The organism is Idiomarina rhizosphaerae (assembly GCF_024159085.1).
GTDB classification, from domain to species: domain Bacteria; phylum Pseudomonadota; class Gammaproteobacteria; order Enterobacterales; family Alteromonadaceae; genus Idiomarina; species Idiomarina rhizosphaerae.
This window is the reverse complement of record NZ_JAMZDE010000008.1, coordinates 55,892-81,220: the sequence shown is the minus strand read 5'-3', so window position 1 is coordinate 81,220 and position 25,329 is coordinate 55,892. Positions and strand designations below refer to the sequence as shown.

22 protein-coding genes are annotated in these 25,329 nt (G+C 44.0%); 9 read left to right on the top strand and 13 right to left on the bottom strand.

Annotated elements, in window-relative coordinates; translation table 11 throughout:
• Window positions 1-67 precede the first annotated feature (67 nt).
• The 11 genes from NJR55_RS10710 to NJR55_RS10660 all read right to left on the bottom strand — a co-directional run bounded on the left by NJR55_RS10710 (window position 68) and on the right by NJR55_RS10660 (window position 13,100).
• A complete protein-coding gene (locus tag NJR55_RS10710) occupies window positions 68-736 on the bottom strand; it encodes a sulfite exporter TauE/SafE family protein (RefSeq protein WP_253619932.1) in 669 nt (222 codons plus the stop codon).
• The gene (ccoS, locus tag NJR55_RS10705) at window positions 708-893 is read right to left on the bottom strand and encodes a cbb3-type cytochrome oxidase assembly protein CcoS (RefSeq protein WP_253619931.1); all 186 of its coding nucleotides are present in this window, start codon (window positions 891-893) and stop codon (window positions 708-710) included. The genes NJR55_RS10710 and ccoS overlap by 29 nt, the downstream gene beginning before the upstream one ends.
• Window positions 890-3,268 (bottom strand): heavy metal translocating P-type ATPase, encoded by a 2,379-nt coding sequence (locus tag NJR55_RS10700; protein WP_253619930.1) that lies wholly within the window; start codon window positions 3,266-3,268, stop codon window positions 890-892. The genes ccoS and NJR55_RS10700 overlap by 4 nt, the downstream gene beginning before the upstream one ends.
• Before the next feature lie 4 nt (window positions 3,269-3,272).
• Window positions 3,273-3,770 carry a FixH family protein gene (locus tag NJR55_RS10695; protein WP_253619929.1) on the bottom strand — a complete coding sequence of 166 codons (498 nt, stop codon included), beginning with the start codon at window positions 3,768-3,770 and terminating at the stop codon, window positions 3,273-3,275.
• A gap of 53 nt (window positions 3,771-3,823) precedes the next feature.
• Entirely contained in the window at window positions 3,824-4,777 is a 954-nt protein-coding gene (gene ccoP / locus NJR55_RS10690; RefSeq protein ID WP_253619928.1) for a cytochrome-c oxidase, cbb3-type subunit III, read from the bottom strand.
• On the bottom strand, window positions 4,770-4,952 hold the full coding sequence (locus NJR55_RS10685) for a cbb3-type cytochrome oxidase subunit 3 (RefSeq protein WP_011234545.1): 183 nt from the start codon (window positions 4,950-4,952) through the stop codon (window positions 4,770-4,772). Before NJR55_RS10685 ends, ccoP begins: the two co-directional genes overlap by 8 nt.
• Window positions 4,952-5,572, bottom strand: coding sequence for a cytochrome-c oxidase, cbb3-type subunit II (gene ccoO, locus NJR55_RS10680; protein WP_253619927.1), 621 nt, complete (start codon window positions 5,570-5,572; stop codon window positions 4,952-4,954). Before ccoO ends, NJR55_RS10685 begins: the two co-directional genes overlap by 1 nt.
• 11 nt (window positions 5,573-5,583) lie before the next feature.
• On the bottom strand, window positions 5,584-7,020 hold the full coding sequence (gene ccoN, locus NJR55_RS10675) for a cytochrome-c oxidase, cbb3-type subunit I (RefSeq protein WP_034820948.1): 1,437 nt from the start codon (window positions 7,018-7,020) through the stop codon (window positions 5,584-5,586).
• A gap of 142 nt (window positions 7,021-7,162) precedes the next feature.
• Complete coding sequence (locus NJR55_RS10670; protein WP_253619926.1) at window positions 7,163-8,803, bottom strand: methyl-accepting chemotaxis protein; 1,641 nt, start codon at window positions 8,801-8,803, stop codon at window positions 7,163-7,165.
• A gap of 99 nt (window positions 8,804-8,902) precedes the next feature.
• Entirely contained in the window at window positions 8,903-12,028 is a 3,126-nt protein-coding gene (locus NJR55_RS10665) for an efflux RND transporter permease subunit (RefSeq protein ID WP_253619925.1), read from the bottom strand.
• Window positions 12,021-13,100, bottom strand: coding sequence for an efflux RND transporter periplasmic adaptor subunit (locus tag NJR55_RS10660; RefSeq protein ID WP_253619924.1), 1,080 nt, complete (start codon window positions 13,098-13,100; stop codon window positions 12,021-12,023). The genes NJR55_RS10665 and NJR55_RS10660 overlap by 8 nt, the downstream gene beginning before the upstream one ends.
• Window positions 13,101-13,202: 102 nt before the next feature.
• Here NJR55_RS10660 and NJR55_RS10655 point away from each other — a divergent pair, with 102 nt between their 5' ends.
• Complete coding sequence (locus NJR55_RS10655) at window positions 13,203-13,394, top strand: zinc ribbon domain-containing protein (RefSeq protein WP_253619923.1); 192 nt, start codon at window positions 13,203-13,205, stop codon at window positions 13,392-13,394.
• Window positions 13,395-13,411: 17 nt separating this feature from the next.
• On the opposite strand, the gene NJR55_RS10650 is transcribed toward NJR55_RS10655, so the two are convergent.
• Window positions 13,412-13,972, bottom strand: coding sequence for an FMN-dependent NADH-azoreductase (locus tag NJR55_RS10650; protein ID WP_253619922.1), 561 nt, complete (start codon window positions 13,970-13,972; stop codon window positions 13,412-13,414).
• Window positions 13,973-14,089: 117 nt separating this feature from the next.
• On the opposite strand from NJR55_RS10650, the gene NJR55_RS10645 reads away from it, so the two are divergent.
• The 7 genes from NJR55_RS10645 (at window position 14,090) to NJR55_RS10615 (ending at window position 22,390) form a co-directional block, all read left to right on the top strand.
• A complete protein-coding gene (locus tag NJR55_RS10645; RefSeq protein ID WP_253619921.1) occupies window positions 14,090-15,001 on the top strand; it encodes a LysR family transcriptional regulator in 912 nt (303 codons plus the stop codon).
• A 537-nt stretch (window positions 15,002-15,538) separates the two neighbouring features.
• Window positions 15,539-17,638: an ATP-dependent nuclease gene (locus tag NJR55_RS10640; protein WP_253619920.1), complete on the top strand. Its 2,100-nt coding sequence runs from the start codon at window positions 15,539-15,541 to the stop codon at window positions 17,636-17,638.
• Window positions 17,639-17,640: 2 nt separating this feature from the next.
• A complete protein-coding gene (locus tag NJR55_RS10635; RefSeq protein ID WP_253619919.1) occupies window positions 17,641-19,401 on the top strand; it encodes a UvrD-helicase domain-containing protein in 1,761 nt (586 codons plus the stop codon).
• A 143-nt stretch (window positions 19,402-19,544) separates the two neighbouring features.
• Window positions 19,545-20,366: a hypothetical protein gene (locus tag NJR55_RS10630; RefSeq protein ID WP_253619918.1), complete on the top strand. Its 822-nt coding sequence runs from the start codon at window positions 19,545-19,547 to the stop codon at window positions 20,364-20,366.
• Window positions 20,367-20,406: 40 nt separating this feature from the next.
• Window positions 20,407-20,979 (top strand): hypothetical protein, encoded by a 573-nt coding sequence (locus NJR55_RS10625; protein ID WP_253619917.1) that lies wholly within the window; start codon window positions 20,407-20,409, stop codon window positions 20,977-20,979.
• A gap of 206 nt (window positions 20,980-21,185) precedes the next feature.
• Window positions 21,186-21,722 carry a hypothetical protein gene (locus tag NJR55_RS10620; protein WP_253619916.1) on the top strand — a complete coding sequence of 179 codons (537 nt, stop codon included), beginning with the start codon at window positions 21,186-21,188 and terminating at the stop codon, window positions 21,720-21,722.
• Between the two features lie 269 nt (window positions 21,723-21,991).
• Window positions 21,992-22,390, top strand: coding sequence for a hypothetical protein (locus NJR55_RS10615; RefSeq protein ID WP_253619915.1), 399 nt, complete (start codon window positions 21,992-21,994; stop codon window positions 22,388-22,390).
• Here NJR55_RS10615 and NJR55_RS10610 read toward each other — a convergent pair.
• On the bottom strand, window positions 22,383-23,015 hold the full coding sequence (locus NJR55_RS10610; RefSeq protein ID WP_253619914.1) for a hypothetical protein: 633 nt from the start codon (window positions 23,013-23,015) through the stop codon (window positions 22,383-22,385). The two genes, NJR55_RS10615 and NJR55_RS10610, sit on opposite strands and share 8 nt — an antisense overlap.
• A gap of 389 nt (window positions 23,016-23,404) precedes the next feature.
• Between NJR55_RS10610 and NJR55_RS10605 the strand changes: the two genes are divergently transcribed.
• Window positions 23,405-25,321: a Lon protease family protein gene (locus NJR55_RS10605; protein ID WP_253619913.1), complete on the top strand. Its 1,917-nt coding sequence runs from the start codon at window positions 23,405-23,407 to the stop codon at window positions 25,319-25,321.
• The last annotated feature ends 8 nt before the right edge of the window (window positions 25,322-25,329 follow it).

Sequence of the window (25,329 nt, the reverse complement as noted above, 5' to 3'; positions counted from 1 at the left end):
CTGACCTCGTAATTAATCTATGTTCATTCTTAAGATTAGACGAAAGCAAAACGCTTTGCAGGCTTTATTAGAAAAAAGGTTTGATTAAGGTCAACATGCTCCATAAAGCATAGATTATGAGCAAAACACCCATAGCTGTACGCACGCCCTGGGCGCGTAAAAAGCGGTGCAGGAATTGACTGAAATGTCCGGCGGCTATCATTGCCGGCAAGGTTCCCAGACCAAACGCAGCCATTGTTAGAGCACCGCCGCTAGCTGAACCGCTTAAAGCTGCCCAGCTGAGGGCACTATAGACCATACCGCAGGGCAACCAGCCCCATAAAGCCCCAGCAAAGAAGGTGGCAAAAATACCCGGTTTATTTCTGAGTTTTGCGGCCAGAGGCTGTATTTTCTGCCAAATTGGGCGGGCTGACTTCTCCAGATACACCAGTCCTGAAAACCATCCGGTAAAATACAGCCCGAGCAAGAGGAGAAAAGCAACGGCTAACCAGCGAAGAATGATTGTTGTATAACCACCTTCCGGAGCAAACAAGCCAATAGCGCCGCCAACCAAGGCTCCAATAAGCATGTAAGAACACACTCGACCTAAGTTATACAGCCAGACATGGTAGGGTCGGGTATTAATACCCATAGCGCTGGCAATACCGCCGCACATCATTAAGCAATGCCCGGCGCCGGCCAGCCCCATAAGGAACGCCGTGACGAGATCAGCGCTTGGGTTTATCGGACTCATCATCAGCTTTATTGGTGTTATCTTCGTCGTCCATCAGAATATTGAGTCCCTGACGTTCGATGTCCTCAAACTGGTCGGAACGTACCGCCCAGAAAAAGACCGCAACAGCGATAATAACGAAAATTATAGCGATGGGAATTAATGCGTAAATTACACTCATTTTCGATACAACCTTAGAGAGTTTCCTATTACCAGAAGAGAACTAAGCGACATACCAAGTGCTGCTGCCCAGGGAGCAATCATTCCGATAGCAGCTACAGGTAATACAGAAACATTATACACCAATGCCCAAATGAAATTCTGTTTCATGATCTGGCGTGTTTTGAGTGCGCTTTCTATTACAACTCTAATTTGGTTCAGAGATTCAGACATTAACACCACGTCCGCCGCGGTTTGCGCTAAATCAGAAGCCTGAGAAAACGTCATCGAAAGGTCAGCTTTTGCCAGAACCGGGCTGTCGTTGATGCCGTCACCGACCATCCAGACCGTATTCCCGGCTTCTTGTTGAGCCGTGACAAAAGCGAGCTTATCTTCTGGTTTTAGAGCGCTGTGATATTCCGTTATTCCGAGTTCATGGGCAAGAGACTGAACTCTCGATTCGCTATCTCCGCTTAGAATAATGGGTTGATAACCGTTATTTTTTAACCAATTAATGGTTTCAGCGGCACCTTCTCTTATTTGATCTTCCACCCTGAACTCGGCCAAAACGCGTTCTTTACTGGCAATGACTACCTGGTGCTTATTAATCGCTTTAAACTCCGGATGCCATTGCTGAATATAACTTTCACTACCTGCACGGTATAACTGACCATCAAGTTTGCCTTGTAGACCAAACCCCATCTCGTTAGTGACATCCTGAAATGACGCCGGGGTCTCCGACAGTTGGCTTAACGGAACCGAAAGAGGGTGCTCAGAAAAAAGCTCCAGTCCGCTAACCAGTTTATCAACGGTCTCGGAGTCTATGTAGTCTTTTCGCTCAACCAGCCGAAACTTTCCCTCCGTTAAGGTGCCTGTTTTATCCAGACACACTTTATTCAGGTGTTTAACTGACTCAAGGACATCCGAGCCTTTTAATAAAATACCATCTCTGTTTAGTCTATGAATAATGCCGGTTAATGCTGTCGGTGCGGCAAGAGACAAAGCGCAAGGGCAGGTGGCAACTAAAACAGCCAAAGTAACCCACAGGGCGTGATCGGGCTGGATCCACCACCAGCTAAAATAGGTAATAACGGCAACGGTTAAAATTGCAGCAATGAAATAGCCCGCCAGTTTATCGATAACTTGCTGTGCCTTGGGTTTAACCGCTAAAGCAGAATCCTGCATTGCAATAATACCTGCCAAAACCGTTTGCTGAGCGGTTGCTGTTACTTTTATCCGTATTGGAGAGTGTTGGTTAATACTGCCGGCAATAACCGCGTCGCCAAGTTTTTTTGATCTGGGCAGGCTTTCTCCGGTCAATAAGCTTTCATCAACCTGAGCTTGCTTGTTCAGTAACTCTCCGTCTGCAGGAATAGTTTCGCCAGCTTTCACACGAATAATGTCACCGGTTTCCAATAATTTAATAGCAACGGATTCATAGCCCTCGGGAGTTTCACGGTTAGCCAGCTTAGGCAGTAAGGTCAGACGGTTAGTGGCAAATTTTAATGCCCGTTCTTTTGCCAGTAACTCCAAAAAACGGCCCGTCAACAAGAAGAAAGTAAACATGGATATAGATTCAAAGTAAACTTCGCCCGTATTGGTTATTGTCGCGTACACACTGGCACTGTAGGCACCTAATAAAGCGATACTGACGGGGATGTCCATATTCAAACGCGATGCCTGTAAAGCTCTTAAGGCACCTGCATAAAAAGGTTGTGCGCTATAAAGAATAACCGGGGTCGCGAAAATCAGACTGACGCTCCAGAGAAAGCGTTGTAAGTCAGGTGATAAGTCGCTGACGACGCCGAAATACAGGCCAAAGGCAATCATCATAACCTGCATAGTGGCAATGCCAGCTACGCCTAATCGACGGATATAACTCTTTCGCTGCCTTGCATATTGTTGCTCGGCTTCATTGGGCTGGAAGGGCAGAGCCTTGTATCCAATATTGGCTAAAACTCTTAAAATATCGCTTAATTTTAATTGACCAGGAGACCAGCTAACCTGCACCCGGCGGCTGGTAACATTAACCACAGCTTTTTGTACACCTTCAAGACGCAGCAACTCACGTTCAATTAGCCAGCCACAGGCGCCACAGGTAATATTCTCTACGGTCAGAGTTGCCAGTTCGGTGTCGGCTCCTTCATGTCTTACAAATTCTTTTTGTAAATCAGGATTGTCGTAGAGATCTAAATCATTTAATTCTTCGGGAAGAACAGGGGATTCCTGTAATTGAGATGTGTCTCTGTGTTCGTAATAAGCGTGCAAGTTGTGCTGAATGATGGTTTGTGCCACAGCTTGACATCCAGCACAACAGACCGGTTTCTCAGAACCTTTGTACTCAACAGCAAGATTAACCCCTTTGGGAACCGGCTGCAGGCAATGAAAACATTCCATTCAATCAAACTCCGTATAATAACGGACGAAGTTTAGTCAACTCGGATTTTGGTAGTTGATATTTTTCGCTTACTTTCCACACCTCATTAAAAGGCTCAACGGTTATAGTCCACTTGCCTTCTATCTCTTCAGGAATATCTGCACGATAGGTACCATCTGAAGCGACCGTCAACATACGGGTAAAGTCTTTTTCATCTTGCGTCGCGTGAATAAAATATACTCTTAGGGCTGACAACTCTTCCGGCTGTCCAGATGCATATTTAAGAGTAAACAAGCCATTGTTAGCGGTAAACTCAAAAGAGATATTACGGCGCTGTGCTTCCTCAACATGCTCGATAATTGCGTTGATGGTTTTGCCGCGTTTGTAGTAGTCATCAACCACCATGGAAACGCCGCCCTGAGATACGGACAGATAAATAATAACGCCACAGACGATCATAACAGTAACGGGGAGGGAAATAAGAAACCATGGCCAGAACTGCTTATACCAGGGTTGAATCATAATGAGACCTCATACAAAAAGCCCCGCCGTAGCGGGGCTGTGTTTACTAGGTTTTATTCGTCGTTAGATAAGCTGTAGACATAAGCTGAAATAACGTGAATTTTATCTTCACCCAGAATGTTTTTCCATTTGGGCATAACACCGTTACGACCATGCGTCAGCGTTTCTTCAATTTTATTAATTGAACCACCATAAAGCCATACATCGTCAGTTAAGTTTGGCGCACCAAGCTGCTGGTTACCTTTACCATCAGCTCCGTGACACGCACTACAAACCGCGAAGTTTGCTTTGCCGGCTTCGACTAAATCGGCATCACGTTCACGACCGCTTAAGCTGGCGACATAGTTGGCTAGTTCATTAATTTCTTTATCGCTGAACTGCTCACCAAATGCTGGCATATTGCCCTGGCGACCTTCACGCAAGGTGGTTTTTATATTACTTGGTTCACCACCATACAGCCAGTCGTCGTCTGTCAGGTTAGGGAAGCCTTGACCACCCATCGCGTTCGAGCCATGACACTGCGCGCAGTTTTGCAGGAACAAACGTTGACCAACATCTAGCGCATCTTCATTTTTAGCCAACTCTTCAATTGGCTGCTCTGCAAATGCTGCAAAAATAGGGCCATACTTTTCTTCCGCCGCACGAACGGCACGGTCATACTCAACAATCATCCCTTTCTCATGGGCTTCTTCCATTGCCTGACGAGACTCTGCTAAGGACTGAACATCCTGATTCGAGCTTTTCCAGTCAAGCAAGCCGTTGAAGTTGCCAAGCCCAGGGTATAGAGCCAAGTATATAAAGCCCCATACAAAGCAGGCCCAGAACAAATAGGTCCACCATTTAGGAAGAGGGTTGTTTAATTCTACAATCCCATCGAATTCGTGGTCCATTTCCTGACCTTCTTCGATGTGAGTGTAATTTTTCATGTTCCAGCGCAGTAGCCAAATTAATACCACTAAGGTGGCCAGCGTTAAAACAATTATCCATGCACTCCAGAAGCTACTCATCTTTCTTCGACTCCGGTTTGTCGCTGTTATCTATTGATGATTCGTCCTCAAATATAGAATTAGCCGCATCATCAAATTGTTTTTTTGTACGGCGACTGAACGCCCAGGCCACGATGGCAATGAAAATTGCCAGTATGATCAGGCTGAACACGCCGCGCCAAGTTCCGTAATCCATTACTTATCAGCCTGCTGTAGCGTTGTGCCAAGAGATTGTAAGTAAGCGATAAGCGCCTCCATTTCAGTCTTACCCTGAACGGCTTCTTTTGCACCGGCTATGTCCTCATCTTCGTAAGGAACGCCCAATGTCCGCATAACTTCCATCTTCTTGGCAGTGTACTCACCCGTTAGCTTGTTTTCTGCAAGCCAAGGGAACGCTGGCATATTAGATTCAGGAACCACATTACGAGGGTTCATTAAATGCACGTGATGCCATTCATCGCTGTAACGGTCTCCCACACGAGCCAGATCAGGACCTGTACGTTTAGAACCCCAAAGGTGAGGGAATTCCCAAACGTGCTCACCAGCTAATGAGTAGTGTCCGTAACGCTCCGTTTCTGCACGGAAAGGACGAATCATCTGGCTGTGGCAGTTGTTACAACCTTCGCGCATATAAATGTCGCGACCTTCAAGCTCTAACGCGGTGTATGGCTGCAAACCTTTTATGGGTTCATTGGTCTGGTTTTGAAACAGCAGGGGAGTAATTTCTACTAACCCACCGATAGAAACCGCAATGATCATTAAAATTGACAACCAACCTAAGTTCTTTTCAACAAATTCGTGTTTAAAACGACTCATTATTCTCTCCCTCAGGCAGTTTGTACGACGTTGCCTGCAGCTGTCTCACGACGGCCGGCACGAATTGTCTGATAACAGTTATAAGCCATCAGCAACATACCAATTACAATGAAAACACCACCGATAAAACGGCCTGTCCAGAATGGGTATGATGCTTGAACACTCTCTACGAAACTGTAAGTTAAGGTTCCGTCAGAGTTTGTCGCACGCCACATAAGACCTTGCATCACACCTGAAATCCACATTGAGACGATGTAGAAAACAACGCCAATAGTGTGTAGCCAGAAATGAACGTTCACCAGCTTAATGCTGTGAATTTCTTTCTGGTTGAACAGGCGTGGTACCAGGTAGTACATAGAGCCGATAGTGATCATTGCAACCCAGCCTAAAGCACCAGAGTGTACGTGACCCACAGTCCAGTCAGTGTAGTGAGAAAGTGCGTTCACTGATTTGATTGCCATCATCGGGCCTTCGAAAGTCGACATACCGTAGAATGACAGAGAAACAATTAAGAAACGCAGAATTGGGTCGGTTCGCAGCTTATGCCATGCACCAGATAACGTCATAATACCGTTAATCATACCGCCCCATGAAGGAACGAACAGGATAACAGACATGACCATACCAACTGACTGAGTCCAGTCTGGTAACGCGGTATAGTGTAAATGGTGAGGTCCGGCCCAAATATAAAGGGAAATTAACGCCCAGAAGTGAACAACCGACAAGCGGTAAGAGTAAACAGGGCGCTCAGCTTGCTTCGGTACAAAGTAATACATCATACCCAGGAAGCCAGCGGTCAGTAGGAAACCTACCGCGTTATGCCCGTACCACCATTGAACCATGGCATCGACAGCACCTGAATAGATTGAATAGGACTTGGTAAACGACACTGGTATAGCGAAGCTGTTCACAATATGCAGCATGGCGATAACGATAATGAAACCACCGTAGAACCAGTTAGCCACATAAATGTGTGATGTTTTACGAATAGCCAGTGTGCCGAAGAAGACGATTAAGTAAGCCACCCAGACGACAGTAATTAAAATGTCGATAGGCCACTCAAGTTCAGCGTATTCTTTCGTACTGGTAAGGCCCATAGGCAGAGTAATAACGGCTGCCACTATAACGGCCTGCCACCCCCAGAAAGTGAAAGCTGCTAACTTGTCTGAGAACAAGCTCACTCTACACGTTTTCTGAACAACATAATAAGAGGTGGCAAAAAGAGCACTGGTACCAAACGCGAAAATAACAGCATTTGTATGCAGCGGGCGAAGACGGGAGTAGGTTAGCCAGGGAGTATTGAAGTTAAGCTCTGGCCAGACAAGCTGGGCAGCTATCAATACGCCTACAGACATACCGACGATACCCCAAATAATCGTCATGACAGTAAACTGCCGGACGACTTTCATATTATATTCGATCGGTTGTTGTGGAATTGTTTGACTCATCTTTTAAATCCGCAGTGATGTAAGATCAGGAAAAAGGTGACTTTTACCAGACAGACACAATCCATGTAAAAGTGCATTTATTTTACGTCTTGTGAGTTGAAAGGTACAGGGGAGATTACCAGTATCCCCTGTATTTTTAAGGTTATTTTGTCTTAAACCGACTGACAAGTTGACTCAAATCAATACTGTTTTTACTCAGATCCCGACTGACTTCAGCAACGCGTGTATTAGCGTCCTGATTGGCCTGAGAAAGGTCAGAAATGCCAGTGATATTCTCGTTCAAATCTTTAGTTACCCGACTCTGCTCGTCGGTCGCAGAAGCGATTTGTATATTCATGCTCGATATATTCGCAACGGCTTCCTGAATTTGACTTATTGCTTGCTCGGCTTTCAGAGCTTCTTCATTTGTCGAGGCCGAGCGACGTTCAACATCGCTGATGATCTGGCTCACGTCTTTAATCGCACCCTGGATACTTTCCACAATTGAAGAAATTTCATCAGTTGAATGCTGAGTTCGGGTTGCCAGCGTTCTGACTTCATCGGCAACGACCGCAAACCCGCGTCCGGCATCGCCGGCGCGAGCAGCCTCAATAGCGGCATTTAACGCCAGTAAATTGGTTTGCTCTGCTATTGCAACAATAACGCCGAGTATGTTTCCAATTTTGTCCGAGCCGTCTTGCAACAGACGCGCTTTTTCGCCGGCTTTACCCAGCTCAGAGGTCAGTGCTTCAATATTATTAACGGATTCTCGTACGATAATAGCTGAGCGCCCAGCTTCTTCGTCTGCCGTATTAGCCGAGTCGGCCGCCTGACGGGCGTGATCAGCAACCTCTGAAGCTGAGGAAGACAATTCAGTAATGGCTGTCGCTACAGAACTTGTTTGCGAACTAAGCTCATCACTTTGACGGCTGCTGGTACCCGACAACTCAGTCAGCTGACTCGCAGCTTCGCTCTCATTTCTTGCACTTTCCTGCACACTTTGAACAAGTTGCTGAATTTTGTGGACAAAGGTGTTGAATGACTTTGCAAGTCGGGCAAGCTCATCAGAACCTGAATCGTCTAGTCTGCGGGTTAAGTCACCTTCGCCCTCGGCGATATCAAACATGGCACTATTAATCGTCGCTAACGGACGAGTAATGCTGCGTATAATAAGCAAAAACACTAATAGAAGAGGGATTGCCAGAACGGCTGCTAATCCGGCGAGTTTAAAGAACTCCTGCCATAACATGTCGGTAATATTGTCAGTGTACTGACCTGTACCCATAATCAAATTCCAGGGTTCAAATACTCTAATTCGGCTAATCTTAGGCACCAGGTTGTTGGCATTGCTGCCTTTTTGCCAGATGTACTCAACCGTTGCGCGATCAGACGAACGTGCTTTTTGAACCATCTCCTGAAACAGTCTTGTGCCTTCCGGGTCTTCATAGCTGGTTACGTCTTTGCCGACTAATTGCTTGGAAAAAGGGTGTTGTACCAGAACGCCGGCACGACTCAATGTAAAAACGTACTCGCTTTCTTCGTATCGTATATTATCAAGCCGCTCATACGCTTTAGTCTTTGCTTCGGCCTCACTTAAGTTGCCATCCTGATATTCCTGATAGTAGTGGTCGACTATGGTGTGGGCAGCATCAAGTACGGCGTTTAGTTTACGTTTTTCTTCTTCAATCAATAAGCTATTAAGGATGAACATCATAAAGGCAACCATCAGGGCGGTTCCCAGAGCGGCGATACCCAATAATGATATAAGTCTCTGTGTGATACTTAACTGCTGTACGATTTTCATTAATATTCCTTATTCAACCGTCGGAAAGCTTTCGTAATAGGCTATCGGCAGTTTACAAAATCTTTACAGCAGAAAAGTAGCTTAATGGCACTTATTTTTCTAGGAATTGATCTTCCTCCCTTTAAGTACCAACGCAGATAATGCTGGCAGGGTAAATACAGTAACTAATGCTGCGCCGATTAAACCAAACATCACAATAGCACCAACACCCCGGTACAATTCCGTGCCGGCTCCGGGTATAAAAACCAGAGGCGCAATCCCGCACAGCGTGGTTAAGGTTGTAATGGTTATGGGTCGCACGCGCGACAGCAAACCTTCCTGAACAGCTTCTTTAAGCGAGTAGCTCTCTTTATCACGAAGATAAATAGCCCTCTCAACCACCAGAATGGGATTGTTAATGACGGTTCCCATAAGAATAAGAAAGCCAAGCATGGTAATCATGTCGAAAGGCTGACTCAGCGGCTGCAACCCAACAACGGGTAAAAGCTGGCCGACACCGTTCATAAGAGCCAACCCGGCAATACCTGCACTGATCCCCATTGGTATGGTTGCCATAATCAGTAGCGGATACCCCCAGTGCGCAAAAATGGCGACCATCAGCAGGTAAATAATGGCGATGGAAATAACATAGTTTTCACTTAAGGCCGCCTGAGTTTCCGCAAGTTGGTCAGCCGCACCGGATAACTGAGTCGAAATATCGGCAGCTATAACACCTTGCTCTCGCAAGTGCTGCAAAACTTCTGAACGAACTATTTCAACTCCGGATTCAAGTGCAACTGACTCCGGAGGTATAATATTTAAGGTTACTGTACGGCGACTATCGACCCGGCGCACGGTACTAGTATCAACAATCTCCCGCACATCGCTTATCGCATTCAGTACTACAGGGCGGCCGTTGACATTAAGTAATGGTAAGTCATCCAACATCTCCGGTGTTACTTCCGTGCCTTCATTGCTATACAGGTACATATCAATTTTATCGTCACCCTGAAAATACTCACCGACAAAGGCGCCGTCAGTTAATGCGGAAACAGCATAACCAAAACTGTCTGCATCCAGACCTAATTCACTCATCCGTTCCCAGTCAGGGCGTACCTCTAATAAAGGCTGAGCGAGAGTAAGAGAGTTGGGAGTGGATTGAATTCTGGGGTCATTGAAAACCTCTTGTGAGCGATTATAAATGGCTCGCGCGGCTGCATAAACTTCGTTGAGCTCTTGTCCACCAACATCGACATTAATGCTACGGGTACCACCATCATTGCTGCTGATAATGGAGCCTTTAGCTGCAAAGGCTCGCATGCCGGGGTAGCGTTCGTAAACTTGGGTAATGACTTCCATAAGCTCATCAATTCGGCTTTTATCCCGGGTTTCGGCAATAATCCGAATATTCGAAGGGGCAACACTTAAACTCATGGTTTTAAGCGCAGGAATAGTGACTCCCGAGCGAGTAACCTCAGTATTTTCTGTCGTTAACGCTGGATCGAAAATGTCACGTATTTCATCTCCAATCGCAGACATAGTTTGCAAGTTATAGCCGGGTGGGGCACTCATAGTGGCAAAAGTTTTAGCTTCTTCCCCCTCAGGCAAATATTCTGCGGGAGGCATCAAAAACCACCAAATAGCTACCACTGCAATAAAGGTGACTCCAACGGTACTGAGTTTTGACTTTCTGGAGCGTAAAAGCCGGCTAGTGACGGCTTCAATTCGATTGGTCAGTTTGTCTGTTACTTTTGTTTTTGCCTCTGCAGGGAAGTAAGCCGCGAGTAAAGGTACTAAGGTCACGGAAACAAACATCGAAGCAATAATAGATGCCGAAATGGCAATAGCGATATCGGAGTACAATTGTCCGGCTTCCTGAACAATAAAGAGAATTGGCAGAAAGACCATGACAGTTGTCAGGGTAGAGGTGAGCACCGCGGTCCAGACTCGTTTTACCCCTTCAATCGCCGCGTTTTTAGGGTTTAGCCCTTTTTGTCGTTCCAGCTCAATACTTTCTAACACCACAATGGTGTTGTCCAGCGTCATGCCAATGGCAAATGCTATACCAGCTAATGAAATGACATTGATGGTTCTGTCCAACAGTAACAGTCCCAGGAATCCGGCCAGAGTACAAATTGGAATGCCGATAACCGCAATTAAGGTCGCGCGAGCGGAACGCATCAAACCATACATAACCAGAGTTGCAAAGAGGGCGCCTAACAGTAAGTTCACTAAAACATTCTGAACCGAGCTTTCCACATAACGAACATCATCGGAGTTTAGTGTAATTTCCATACCGGCTGGTCGCAGCAACTCCTCGTTAATGCGCTCAACTTCTTCCAGCATGGCGTATTTTATATCGATAACATTAGAGCCCAGCTCACGCTGAACCTGAAGGCTTAGCACCTGCTGGCCTTTAAACCAGGACTCACTGTTCAGTTCAAAGTGATTAAAGTCGATATCGGCGACATCTTTTAACCGAACCAGACTGTCACCGGTTCTGCGAATAATGGTATTTTCTATTTCCTCAAGCGAATCAAAACGACCTACAGTGCGCAGCAGGAAACGGCGTTTTCCTTGTTCAAGCTCTCCGGCTGAGGTATCTCTGTTACGGCCGTTTATTGATGTTCTTACGTCAGCAACCGATACGTTGTACTGAATCAGTGCGTCTTTATCCATCAGAATACGAACTTGTCTTTGTGCACCGCCACTGACATTCACTTGTGATACGCCCGCGACCGAAGACATTCTTGGACGAACATTGTCTTCTATGTAATCGCGCATCATGATCATGTTGATGTTTTTAGGATTATCCTCAATTGGCGCTACCCGAAAGTACATAAACGCATTACTTGAGAAGGAAGCGGAGAAAATGCGAGGTTCATCGACGTTCTCGGGGTAATCCGGAACCTGACTTAACGCATTGTTAACCAGAATTAATGTTTCGGTAACATCAACCCCGAAAGGAAAGTCCAGTTCTATGCTTGCTTCGCCATTACTGGCACTGCTTTCCATACGTTGCAAGTTGGGAACAGTGCGAAGAAACTCTTCCTGTTCAATTAGTATCTCTTTTTCGATATCCTGCGGTGTGGCACCAGGCCATTGAGTCTGTACAGAAATCGTTCTGACTTCTAAGTCAGGGATCATTTGTACCGGAATACGCGATGCTGCCGTTATACCCAGTAAACAAAGTATTAAAATGGCAACGATGGTGACATGTTTATGCTTTATTACGGCTTCAATCATAGTCAGCAGACTCCGTAAGCTTTAGTGCCTGACCATCAGTTAGAGCTTCATTACCGCGTACTATGACTCTCTCGCCTTCACTTACACCGCTTTCCACCTCGACATAGCCATTAAAGCGTAAGCCGAGTTCAACGGGCAGTTCCCTCGCTTGCCATTCACCATTTTCGTTCACAGCTATCCAGACAGAGGTTCTGCCATCGCTGTAGCGAACAACCGCATCCTGAGGTACGGAAGTCTGAATTCGTCCGGTATCTATCTCAAACGAGGCACTCAGAGGTATTCCGACAACCCAGTTCTCCGGGTAATCTCCCGTCAGGCGAACCTGAAAAGAGCGGTCATTTCCGTCAACAAAGGGCACTATGCGACTTAAACGAGCATCAATAGTTGTATCTTTGTAGGTAAGCGAAGCTTGAGTATCAGAGTTTATAGAGGAGTAGTAAGACTGCGAAAGAAACACATCAGCATGCTGATTGTCACTGCCGACCAACTGAAAAACGATCTGATCGGCACTTAGCCATTCGCCTAAATCCGCAGTGCGACTAGCAATAATGCCGTCGAAAGGTGCTGTAAGTTGATGATAATTTTGGTTAACTTCGGTTTCGTTTAGCAATGCTTTTGTTTCTGCAAGCTGTGCCTGTGCAACCTGAACCCGGGTACGAGAGCGTCTTAAATCGCTAGCTGGAACAAAATCGGTCTCAGCTAACTCTTCCAGTTCTCTTAGCTGCTGTTTTTCGTCGGCAAGGCTGGCTTTAGCGCTGTCTACCTGAGCCTGCAAAGACTCTATTGTTGAATTAATTTGACGTGCATCTAAGCTAGCAAGTACGTCTCCTTTACTCACTCTGTCACCAATATCCTTATTCAGGCTCAATAACTTTCCTTCGACAGCAAAGCTGAGTTGCGAGTCATTCAAAGCGGATAGGGTGGTCGGTAAGTTAACGCTATTAATTATCGGCTGCTTTTTAGCTTTAACGTACTCAACGGGGGCCTGAGCCCAGGCCGCGTTGCTAAATACTGCCAGCATTAATAGTAACGGAATTAAGAAAACAGACTGCCTGAACCATGATGCCATCATTCGTACTCAGCTATTTTGTTAAAAGGAAGTTCTCTGTATGTTACGCAAACTTCGTCAGATTCGATTACTATTGTAGATTACAGAGACAATTAAGGGGCTTGTATGAGCTTAACGGATCCGAAAACATTCGAATGTCCTTATTGTATGGCAATAAATGACATTGAAATTGATTGGTTAAATGATATTGGCCAACATCAGATTGTCGATTGCCAAATCTGTTGTCAGCCAATAGAGATAGAAATTCTGCAACTAGGGGATGATGTGCAGATCAAAGCGCTCCGTGATGATGAATAAGGTGCGCTTTTAAAAAGTTATATTGTTTCAATTTCCTGTTCAGCTTCTTTGAAGCCTTGTTGGCGTGGTTCGTCACCCATGTTCATGCCCTCGGCGCGGATGATGGTCACGTCAGTAATACCGATAAAAGCAAGTGCCTGTTTTAAATAACTTTCCTGATGATCCATAGCCTGGGCTTCACCTTGAGAATAGATACCACCCCGACCAGACGCGATATAAACTTTTTTGCCATTCACCAGGCCTTGAGGGCCTTGTTCTGTATATTTAAAAGTGACACCAGCTTGCAAGACACGGTCAAACCAAGCTTTTAGCTGAGTCGGAATGGTGAAGTTATACATTGGGGCGCCAATGACAAGCGTATCTGCATCGAGCAGTTCCTGAACCAATTCATTAATTAGCGGCTTCTCTTCAGCTAGTAATTCATCAGCGGCCAGGTGAGGAATAGGGTTTGCAACCAGGTCTCGATGAACAAGAGTAATATCTTGTTTTTCTTTAAGTTTATTAACAATGTTCTGACTAACCTGACGACTAACAGATTGTTCTAGAAAAATACCTGAATCCAAATGTAAAACTTTCATAGAAAAACCTCTTTGTTTTTTTAATTGATGCAGGAAGTATAATTCGTTCCAATCAATCTAATAAGTGGTTAAAATGGAAACTATCGTTCCAAATTTGGAATCTTTGAGGTTTTCACAATGTCATTTCCTGACGTCACAAACTACTACCTGTTCGCTCAGGTTATGGCCTGCGGCAGTATCAGCGCAGCCTCACGGGAGCTCGGGCTGCCCAAATCCACCATAAGCCGAAAAATGGCTATACTCGAGCAAGAGCAGGGTACCCGGCTGTTTCACAGAAGCCGGTCAGGCCTCAAATTAACTGACGTTGGACGTGAATTCTTGGTGCACTGCGAACGTCTTGTCAGCGCAGCTGAATCGGCTCAACAAGTCACACAGCGTTTACTGGATAAACCCCGGGGTAAAGTCGAAATTAGCGCGCCCTATGCTTTAAGCCAAAGCTTGTTAGTCCAGGTGTTACCTGAATTTATGAGTTTGTATCCGGAAGTTGAAATTCAGCTTGTAGTGACAAACCGACCAGTTAATTTAATAGAAGAGGGCATCGACATAGCTCTGCGCGTACGAAAGAATATAGAAGACTCAAGTTTAATAGCCAGACCCATAAGCCAGGCACCTCAAACCCTTTATATCGCTCCCGACTTAATAAATCATAACTCGATAACTGAGCCTGAGGACTTATTAACGTTCGAGCATTTGAGTATGCATTACACCAACGGACGATATGGTTATGAATTGATCCACAGTTCAGGCCAGCAAAAAAATATCAGAATAAAACCCCGGCTTATCACCGACGATATGATTGTCTTACGAGAAGCTGCAATAAAAAAACTTGGCATTGTCGCTTTACCAAATTACCTCTGTAACGATGCAGTGAATAGTGGGGAACTTGTCCCCGTTTTAACCGACTGGCATCTACCCATCGGGATCATGCATATGACGTACTCGCACCGACGGGGAATATTGCCGGCAGTGCGTGTTCTCATCGATTTCCTCGCTGAAAAGCTTCCTCATCTTGCACAGCAGCAGTTTTAAAAAGTGTAGGTCACACGTGTCATTGTCATTAAAAAAGCCCGCGCCATAGGTCACAAAGGCCGGTTTCACACGTTACTTTTTTTAAAGCGACACGATAAAATGTCATCACGTTAAAACTATTAACTTATCTCCCGCACCGAAACTAAAGCGCGGTAACTGGCGTACCCCTGAGTATCCTAAGTTTTCGCCTAAAATACATAAACAATAAATAGGCTCCTTTCACAAAATCTGGGTAGAGCCCCTATGGCACAAGCTGTGCAAGGTAAACCTATCTCTAAAATATCATCTATATTACATTGTATTGTTAACTTAAGTCGTTTAGTGTCAACAACATAACTAAAACTTAAAGTTCAGTATATTACCGCCATTTTAGGGTAACTGCGCATACCTAGACTGCATTGGCTTATCCGAGAGTTTTACGGTGGGAGTATATTTTGACTGGTTCATAAACCCTCATGCACTGTATTAAGAGCCTTATGGAGTGCTCGAAAGATACTCTTTTAGTATTAGGGGGGTTAAAAGTCAATAGGTGAAGGGATGTACATAAGCTCATTACGGATACGCAATTTTAGGAATTTCTCAACCGCAAAGTTCTCCTTTAAGAAAGGTGTCAATACCATTCTTGGCGAAAATGGTTCAGGTAAGACTAATGCTCTTTTCGCTCTACGTCTTCTTCTTGACGAGTCTCTCCCCAGAAACATTACAAAGTTACGGGATAGTGACTTCTGCCGTAACCTTGGAGACTGGAGAGGTCACTGGATTGTCATTTCGGTAGATTTTGATGAACTGTCATCTCATGAAGGTTGCCAGATGCTAAAACATGATGCTGGGCATGTGGACGGCAGTGAAAAAGGTACTCTAACTTATTATTTCCGACCTTGCCTGAAAATAAGGAAAGCACTGTTTGAAGCCAGCGGCAACCAAGTTTTAGCTCAGCAAATCATTGATGAAATTACCATAGAGGATTACGAGCCAGTATTTTCAGGCAGAGCTAACGCCAATTTTCTATGCGAAGGTACATACCGAAACCTGGTAGGAGACTTTCACAACTTCGTATTCCCAGACCCTGACGACAGGAATTTTATGGCTTACGGAGTAAAACTCTCACCATTACACGAAGAAGTATCCTTTACATTTGTCAAAGCACTTAGAGATGTAGTTTCCGATTTAAAAAATTACAGAAACAGTCCATTAATAGCTTTATTAAAAGGCCTGGAGTCAGAAATATCCGAGCAAGACGCCGAAAACATTACGACTCTCATTTCTGAAGTCAACGACTCAATTTCGGAATTAGATGAAATTAAAAAAGTTTCCAGTGGAATTCAAGATACGCTGCACAAAACGGTTGGCTATACGTTTTCGCCAGTCATTGATATTGAGTCGTCTCTACCAAGTGAGTTGGACAAACTTTTACAAAAGCTTTCGTTAACTGTTGGTGACAACTATGTTGATGGCTATAGTGGCGACCTTAATGAGCTTAGTCTCGGCGGTGCTAACCTAATATATGTCGCACTGAAACTGCTAGAATATGAACGGAAGCAAGAAGCTGATAAGGCAGCACAATTTTTAGTCATAGAAGAGCCAGAAGCTCACATTCATACTCACATTCAGAAAACACTGTTTGAAAGTCACTCAATTGACAAAACCCAAGTCTTTCTCTCAACACACTCAACTCACATTTCATCCGTAGCAAAGATTGCCGATATTAATATACTTGGGTTGAATGAAAATCACGTTGATGTTTTTCAACCCTCAAATCAACTTACTCCCACGGATTGTGATCGTATAGAAAGGTACCTGAACGCCACACGCTCAACTCTCCTGTTTGCCAAAGGAGTAATTTTAGTTGAGGGAGAAGCAGAGCTTATATTGATCCCGGCTTTAGTTAGAAATGTTCTCGGTGTTTCATTGGACGAGCTTGGGATAAGTCTAATAAGTATGGATAGCGCTTTTTTTGAACATATTTCAAACTTATTTCACCCCGAAAGAATACGAAAACACTGTGCGATTATTACTGACTTAGATACATCCATCGTTCCCTTACCAGATGATGAGGTCAATGACAGCAAGTATCAAAGGTCATGTCGAAACTCTCAAAAGTCAGGGTTAATTAGAAAGGGAAAGTTAGACGAACATACTAAGGATAATGACTTTATTAGCGCTTTTTACGCCAACCATACTTTTGAAGTCGACTTTATAGGCGCTGATAATTCAATTGAAGCAAAAGAAGTGCTTTCCTCTATTTATCAACAGCAAGCCAACATAACTAAATCATCAAATTTGCTTGAAAATCATGCTGTAGAAGTATTTGGAAAAGAAATACTTCGTCTTGCGGAGAAGGTTGGCAAAGGATGGCTAGCTCTTTTGTTGTCGGAAAAAGTGACCTCTCAAACTTACATCCCAAGTTACATATTAGATGCAATTGCATTTTCATGTGGCTACAAACTTGCACCTAAAATTCTTTATAAGATGTGCTGGCACAGGCTTTCTAAGCCCATGCCAGCATTAGAAGATGATGAAAAGCCACTACAATTCTTTAGCAATAATCAAACAGATATGAATGCGTGCATTGACGAGTTTAAAGAAAGATGTGCTGATGACGATTTGTCTTACCTGATTGAGCTGCTGGACAGGTAGGTATGAAGTTAAGCAATGAACAGCATGCAGCTGTAAACTACAATGGTAATGCATACGTTGCGGCTTGTCCCGGGAGCGGAAAAACTAGAGCACTTACGGCCTGGATAGCGAAAGCTGTTGAGGAGTTAAAGCATAAAAACAACAAAGTGCTCGCTGTAACCTTCACAAACCGAGCTGCTGATGAAATAAAGGCTAGATTAGCTGAAAGTTTCACCATAGAAAATGGTCGCGTTTGGGCTGGGACGATTCACTCCTTTGCCCTTGAGTGGTTAATAAAGCCTTATGCCTCATACTCTGCAACACTTAACTCGGGATACTCCGTTGCGGATGAGTTTGAGACAAGAAAAATACTTAGCAAATTAAAATCTGATAAAGGTTTAGGTTTTTTCGATGACGTAAATACAACCTTTAATAGGCAGGGTGTGGTTGAAAACCAAAATGCTCGAGCAGAAGCAGTGGAGCAAGAATACCGTCAGATACTATCTTCAAGAAAGAAAATTGATTTTGACCAGTCACTCTATTTTGCATTTCAGTTAATGGAAACGCGGCCAGAAATCGCCCAGAATTTAAGCAATATATTCACTCATATTTGTGTTGATGAAGTGCAAGATACTCAAGATTTACAGTATGCAATTTTAGCCAAAATATTTAACGAGTCACATATAAAACCTTCCTTGTTTATCGTAGGCGACGAAAATCAAGCAATTTATGGAGGCATTGGAGGTAAATCTCTTACCTTAGCAGAGTTGAACGCTGAATTTGTGGGTAGCAATATCAACCAATTTACGTTTAGCGACAATTACCGCTCTACGCAAAGACTGGTTGACTATTTCTCGGCTTTTAGAGGCGTTCAAGGAGGAGTATCAAAAGCGGCGCATAGAAATGAGCAAGGGATCATAAGCTTTTTCAATCAATCAGTTGACAAAGAGCATCTTGCTGAAGCCATATCAGAGTTAATTCAAACAGAGCTCAATAGCGGTACAAGTGAAAATGATATATGTGTTATCGCTCCTCAATGGGCACCAATAAGGTCAATGACAAAGAAGCTCATAACTTTATTACCGAATGTGAAGTTTGATGCCCCAGCTTTGTCGCCGTTTCATGGTCAACAAGACAATTTTTGGTTGATAGTTTCCAAGTTGGTATTGACTGAACCATCAGAAAAGTTGTTCAGCTCTCGTGTTAGATGGGCAAATGAGTTGTTAAATAATCTCGTAGAGAAACATCATCACACTCGTGATTTAACTGCTAAAAAACTGCTTAAAGTAATTAACTCTTTTCACAGTGATACTGGTGTAGGCACTAAATACCTTAAAGAGTGCTTTGAGTTTATACTGTCCGAATTAGACATAGATTTAGCTTATGATTTGTTGCTAAAGGAACAACTTGATCTGTTCTTTGAGAAAGCCACTTCAAATATAGAAAACAACGACGGTCAATATGAGGATACGGTAGTAGCTCTTAAGAGTTTTTTTAAGAGGTCTACTGGAATAGTTATAAACTCTTGTCATGGGGTAAAGGGGGAAGAATATAAGACTGTGATCGCATTCGGTTTACTGAAAGGTTTTGTCCCGCATTGGAATGACATCTATAAACAGCCAATCCAAGTGGGACTTGATGCCCAATCCAAAATGCTTTACGTAATAGCGTCAAGAGCAAAAGAAAAGCTTTTTTTATTTGCTGAAAATGGCCGTAGAACCCGACGTGGAGATCCGTATGAAACCTCTGACATGTTGAATACATATAACTATCAATATGATTAAAGGTCCATTAAGTTATCATGCAGCCACTCAAGCATGAATTATATTGCGTTCGTAAATTAACACTAGCAGGACGATGCTGTAGGATAACTTTTCCGCTGGGCTTCAAAACGTCCCCAGTGCGCGGCATTACGCAAAGGTAAACAATGAAAGTAGAAATAAAAAAGGTTTGGCGGGCGCTTCGACCAACAGTCAAAGATGGTTTTACCTTTAATGAGATAAAGGATGCTGTAGCAGCGGCTGCGTTACCGGTGGAAGAGTTGGGTCACCTCCAACAGAAGTCATTACCAGCCAAAGGTGCATCAAAAGGAGAGCTCCTTGATGCGTTGGACGGCCTAATTTCAAGAGAGCCTGATCCTGACAAAGCGATACAGAATCTTGTAGCCGCGATGCTTGAACAAAACAGTCACCTTGAAACGCGTATCTCAGATTGCGCACAGAGGTTTGGGTGGAAATTAGTTGATGGACAGCTTCGTCCGCTGGACTTTCAAATCGATGATGCCGTCAAAGATTTTTCGGAAGAGGTGAAGAACCTTCTTCGTACAGCATACCGTCGGTTTGGCGAAGGAGATTATTCGGGTGCAATGACCGCCGTATGTAGCGCATTAGACGCAGTCACAAACAACCTCTACAGAGTACACGATCTTGGAAACCCTAATGACGACTCATATCAGCAGAGGGTGTCGCGTTCATTTGCTGTCTTAGAGCCCGCCTACCGGGACAAGTTTAACCAGATGACTGATGATAGCAATGAAGTTAATAGGCTATGGCAAAACTATCGAGGCGCGATCAATCAAGCCGCTTACGTTATGGGATCATTTCGACGAAACGCTAGCGATGTACATGGTGTGTCGGCATGCCCACCGGAATTGATCAGGCACGCGATCGACAGCGGTACCTTCATCATCAGGAGCATCACGTCTGAAACTTCGGAAAACTTACAACAAGACGATGCTCCCGACTTCTAAAATCGAGTCGTCTTAGCGTTATATTTCATAGGGAGTATGAATGGACACACAACAATTACTGGAAGCTGCGCAGACAATCGACATTCTACGGTCGATGTTCGCCGATGAGAAAAACGAATGGTTGCCGGTTATAGCTGCTATTGGTGGAGCTTTCGTTGGCGGTGTTTCTACCTTCTTTCCTAGTTTCCTTCTAGAGAAGAGAAAATTAAGGCAGGAGAAGCGGTCTGTAGAGATCGCAATTGTTTCTGAAATATCCGCTTTGTTAGAGGTCATAGAGCGTAGGAAATACGTTCATGATTTAAAGGAAGACATAGACTATCTCAAACAGAATCCGGATGACAAGATTCAGTTCGCTGCACAAGTCCCGGCGCACTACTCACAGGTTTATCAAGAGCACATTTCTAAGATTGGTCTTCTTCATCCAGAACTATCCGCAAGAATAATCCGATTTCATCAGTTGATCGATTCAGTTGTTCAAGACATCTCGACTGACGGCTTTGTTGCAGGTGCCGGTGGCGATCTAGAAACTTTAGAGGAGCTGCATGAAATACTCGATTCGGCGGTGCATGTTGGTCGGAAGATTGTTGGGGGAGAAGTATCACCCAAACGGTAACCTTAAGCGGAAAATTACATGAGCAACGCATTAACCGACAGTACTGTTGAAAATTCGCCGAAAGCGGGGCAGTACCTTGGACTTTTCAAGTTTTCCGGCAAAGAGCGCATCTTGAGCAATTTCTAGATGGTTGTTTATATTGCAATACACCCGAGTATTACCGGCAAACGGCTGAAAAGGGGATTGGTGATAAGGAAGAATCCTGTTTGCTTAGTGTTCGCTCAATACGGGGAGATAACCCACTTACTGTTGAAGTTGATGGACGCTTCGCCGGTGAAGCAAGTGATTTTCTCTTACGAATGGGGCGTAAAGACGGTTGGCTTCATTGTTGGGCTAGTTTGATATTACCAAGCGATGTTCGGGAATTTGATAAGTTGAAGCACAATTTCGAGCGTATACGTGAAGAATTTGGTTCCTACTATGCCTACGTTAGCCCTGAACAGTCTTATCAGTTGATAAACCGAATACAGGCCGTTGAGCCATCAACGACTTCAAAAGCTGTTACTTATTATCGAGGCGGTTATTACGGCCACTCGGTCTTTCATAAAGCAGAGCAATACTCTTATCAAAGAGAGTTTAGAATACTTCTGGGGGAATGCGATTCATCAGAACTAACGCATCGATGTTTTAATATACCCGGAGGCCTAAGAGATATCGTTCAAGATTGCCCAGAAATAAAAATCACTGCGGATACAGAGAGAAGCAGCAAGCCGCTAGAGTTCTTTGTAAAGCCTCCAGGATAGTCAAAATTTCGTACCTTTACTCACATATCGTTGATTCAATAATAGAGTAGGCTCAAACTTAATGACATGGTGTGCGAAAAATGACAATGACATGTGCGAACTACAAAAGTAAGTGCTTCGTACTAGAGTTATACTGATATAGTTATGATTTAACATAATATACATTATACGCAATTAAGTTATACTAAGTTTTAGGTGCTTTCCAGGCCTGTCTTTAGTTCTCTCGAGTAACCTGAGATGATTTCTAGTATTTAGGAGGAAGTTTTACCGTGGCAACTGAATTTCAGACAAACTTTGTGCGCGTTTTCGCCTTTAACTATAAGGCTGCTGCTGACCATTTTGGCGTAAGTCTACAAACGATTTACCGTTGGTTTGACGGTAACCCGCCGCTCGTCATAAAGCGTTATGTGGATGTTATGGCTCGCGGCTGGCTTCCTCAATACGAGCCTTTTAGCAACTGGCGTATTGATGGTACCAATATTCACTTTCCTACAGGTAAAGTGTCGGCTTTTGATGTTGAGTTCATCGAGCAGTACAAATGGAGTCAGAGAACGCTGACGGAGCGGTTTAAGAACCGTCAGCTTAACCAGAAAGAGATGCTTGAATCGGTTGAGAGAATTTTGGAGGAATCAGAGTGTTTGAGATTAAGGCTGGGTAAAGTTATTTAAGCTTTTTTATCCTTCGGTCTAGTTCAATTATAAACAAAAGCTCTTTTTCTCGATTTCTTACAGTTTTCTCCGATAATTGCTCTCTTTTCATTTTAAGGAAATCTGGAAAGTTCTCATCTTTCTCTTGCTCTTCAATTTCACTAAGTAAGTTAGCTATATCCTCATAACCTTTTTCCAAATCTTCCATGTCTGTAATTTCTTTTCTGCTGAGACTTCTAATCTCATCCATTATCGCCATTTTTTTACTTCTATATAGAAATAACTCAGTTAAGTATTTCCTTGTTACTTCTTGAAGAACCTTACCGCCCTCTACGCCATCAAGAAAAGGATTATGTTCTACATCCCTGTGTTGTCTCTCATAAAATGATGTTGTTTTATGTATGGTCTCGATCAGCATTGCTGCAAGAATGTACGCTTCTCTTTTTAATTTCTGAGAGTCCCCTAAAAGGAGCTTTATTGATTCATCGTTTTTCCAACGAATATAGACAAAGACAGCTACCATAATTGTCGCTAAGCTGAATAGAGAATCTAATATTGATAAATATGGTTCGGCAGAAACCAGTAGCTGATTGAGAGAAAAAGAGCTGTCTACTATTGCTTTTCCCGTTGTTTGATGAAACTTCATTCAATCTTCCCCGTTAATTCACTTAAGGAAAATGAGATTTTTGCATTCTGTATTAGTTGCTTCATTCGACGACTTCTTCGTTCGCTTGGCTTTATCTTGTTTACAGTAATTAGCTATCTAAGAAGGTGCAAGTATTTAAACGTAGTTTAAGGGAATATTGAAAACTTAAGTTACTAAATTTTCGAGGATATTTCTTTCATATTTAACGTTAAGTATTTAAGAAAAAATATAGTCGCTGATTACCGAGATTCAGCTTCAAACAAAAGTTTCTCCCCAGTAACAAAATGACAAAGATCCCTCAGGCCGCAGTTATTTCCCACAGCAAAACTCTCTCAATTCAGCATTTCTGTTATCATGTCTTTATTGCTAGTTAAGAGAAGAACAATTTAATGAAATTAGACTGCCTGGCGCTACAGCCACAAACCGACGAGTGGCTCAAAGAGCTGCCTGCGGAACTTAAAGAAGATGCCTTAGTTGGACAAAAACGAGCTGTTACAGCCTTAGATAACGCGTTACGCCAACATGGCACATACTCTAATATTTATGCTTTATTTCCTGGTGGTCTTTTAAAAAGGGACATCCTCGATGCCTACTTTACTGATAGCCGTTGGGAATTCACTAATTGGTATGACTGGCTGTATCTGGCGAATCCGTCCGATCCTCTACGTCCTCTGTGTGTCAATTTGCCTTCAGGAACCGCCGACGCTGCAATTAAAGCTATTTGGGGCTTTCTGCAGCGGCCGTTAGATCAGCGCGAAGAAGCTTACAACACCATTATTGAACAGTTTGATACCCACAAGCTGCGTGACTACATGCAACAAATACGGGATAAAAAAGCTGAGGACATCCAGGGCGAGAGCCTGGCCTCTGTTTTAGTGGGACATCAGCACCCTGCCCCTTACTACTATTGCGACCGTGTTACCGAGGAACGTCTCTTTGGTCACATTGGTGTGCAATCGGTTGAAGGAACAGTCAGTTCAGAGCTGCATTTGATTGAGGCCGGCCTTTTGCATAAAGCAAACGGTGGCGTTTTGGCTATTGAAGTTGCGCAGTTGCTTGAAAACATCACGCTCTGGAAGCGCCTGAAGGATGTTATCGAAGGTGGAGAATTTGAGTGGCCGCGTCAGTCGCCGACTTCCGGTGCAGCTTTCTTTTATCGACCCGAGTCTGTGCCCATTAATATCAAGATTATTTTACTGGGTTCACGTAACGAATACGCACAGCTGCGCGAGTATGACGAAGACTTTGATAACTTCTTCCCGTTTTTGGCGGACTTTCATGGCCATTATGCAACTCAGAATGAACCGGTGGCGCCCTACTTCAATTACTTACAGTATGTGTGGCAACTAGCCGATGTGCTGCCGTTAAGCACAGATGGTTATTCTGCCTTACTGCGAGTTTGTGCCCGATATACGGATTACCAGCAGGAACTTACGTTAAACACAATACAATTACTGCAACTGCTTCGCGAAGCCAACGACTGTGCGCTGCAGAATCAACACGCGAAGATAGATAAAGCGGCAATCGATTTAGCGCTGCAGCAACAACGGGATCGTGAAGGTAATCTTGCTGAACTGAGTCGCCGCAGCATACTCGAACAGCAGGTTCGAATAGACACTCATGGCTCTGCAGTTGGCCAGTTGAACGGTCTGACGGTAGTGACTATGGGCGGCAGTGAGTTCGGTGAGCCATCTCGAATTACCGCGACCATTCACTATGGTGATGGCGATATTATTGATATTGAACGTAAATCTGACCTTTCCGGTAATATTCACACTAAAGGGGTTATGATTTTAAGCGCCTATTTGGCCAACCAATTTGCCCGCCATGAACCGTTATCAGTATCAGCTACCGTAGTATTTGAGCAGTCTTACTATGAGGTAGATGGCGACAGCGCATCACTTGGCGAGCTTTGCTGCTTGATTTCAGCTCTGGCTGAGCAGCCGCTGAAGCAGTCACTGGCTATTACTGGCGCGATAGATCAGTTTGGTAACGTTCAGTCTATTGGTGCAGTGAATGAAAAAATTGAAGGTTATTATGCGCTTTGTGCTCACAGGGGCTTAAATGGCGAGCAAGGCGTTATTATTCCTCAGTCGAATAGACATCAGCTTAACCTCAATGACGATATCATTGACGCGGTTAAAGCCGGTAAATTTCATGTGTACACGGTAGAGCACGTTGAGGAAGCATTAGAGTTACTGACGGACACGCCGGTTAAAGAACTCTTTCAGAAAGTTCGGGAACGAACACTTGATAGTTCTGATAATGATCAACCCCGGGGTTTTTGGCAAAGACTTTTTAGTTGAGAAATCAC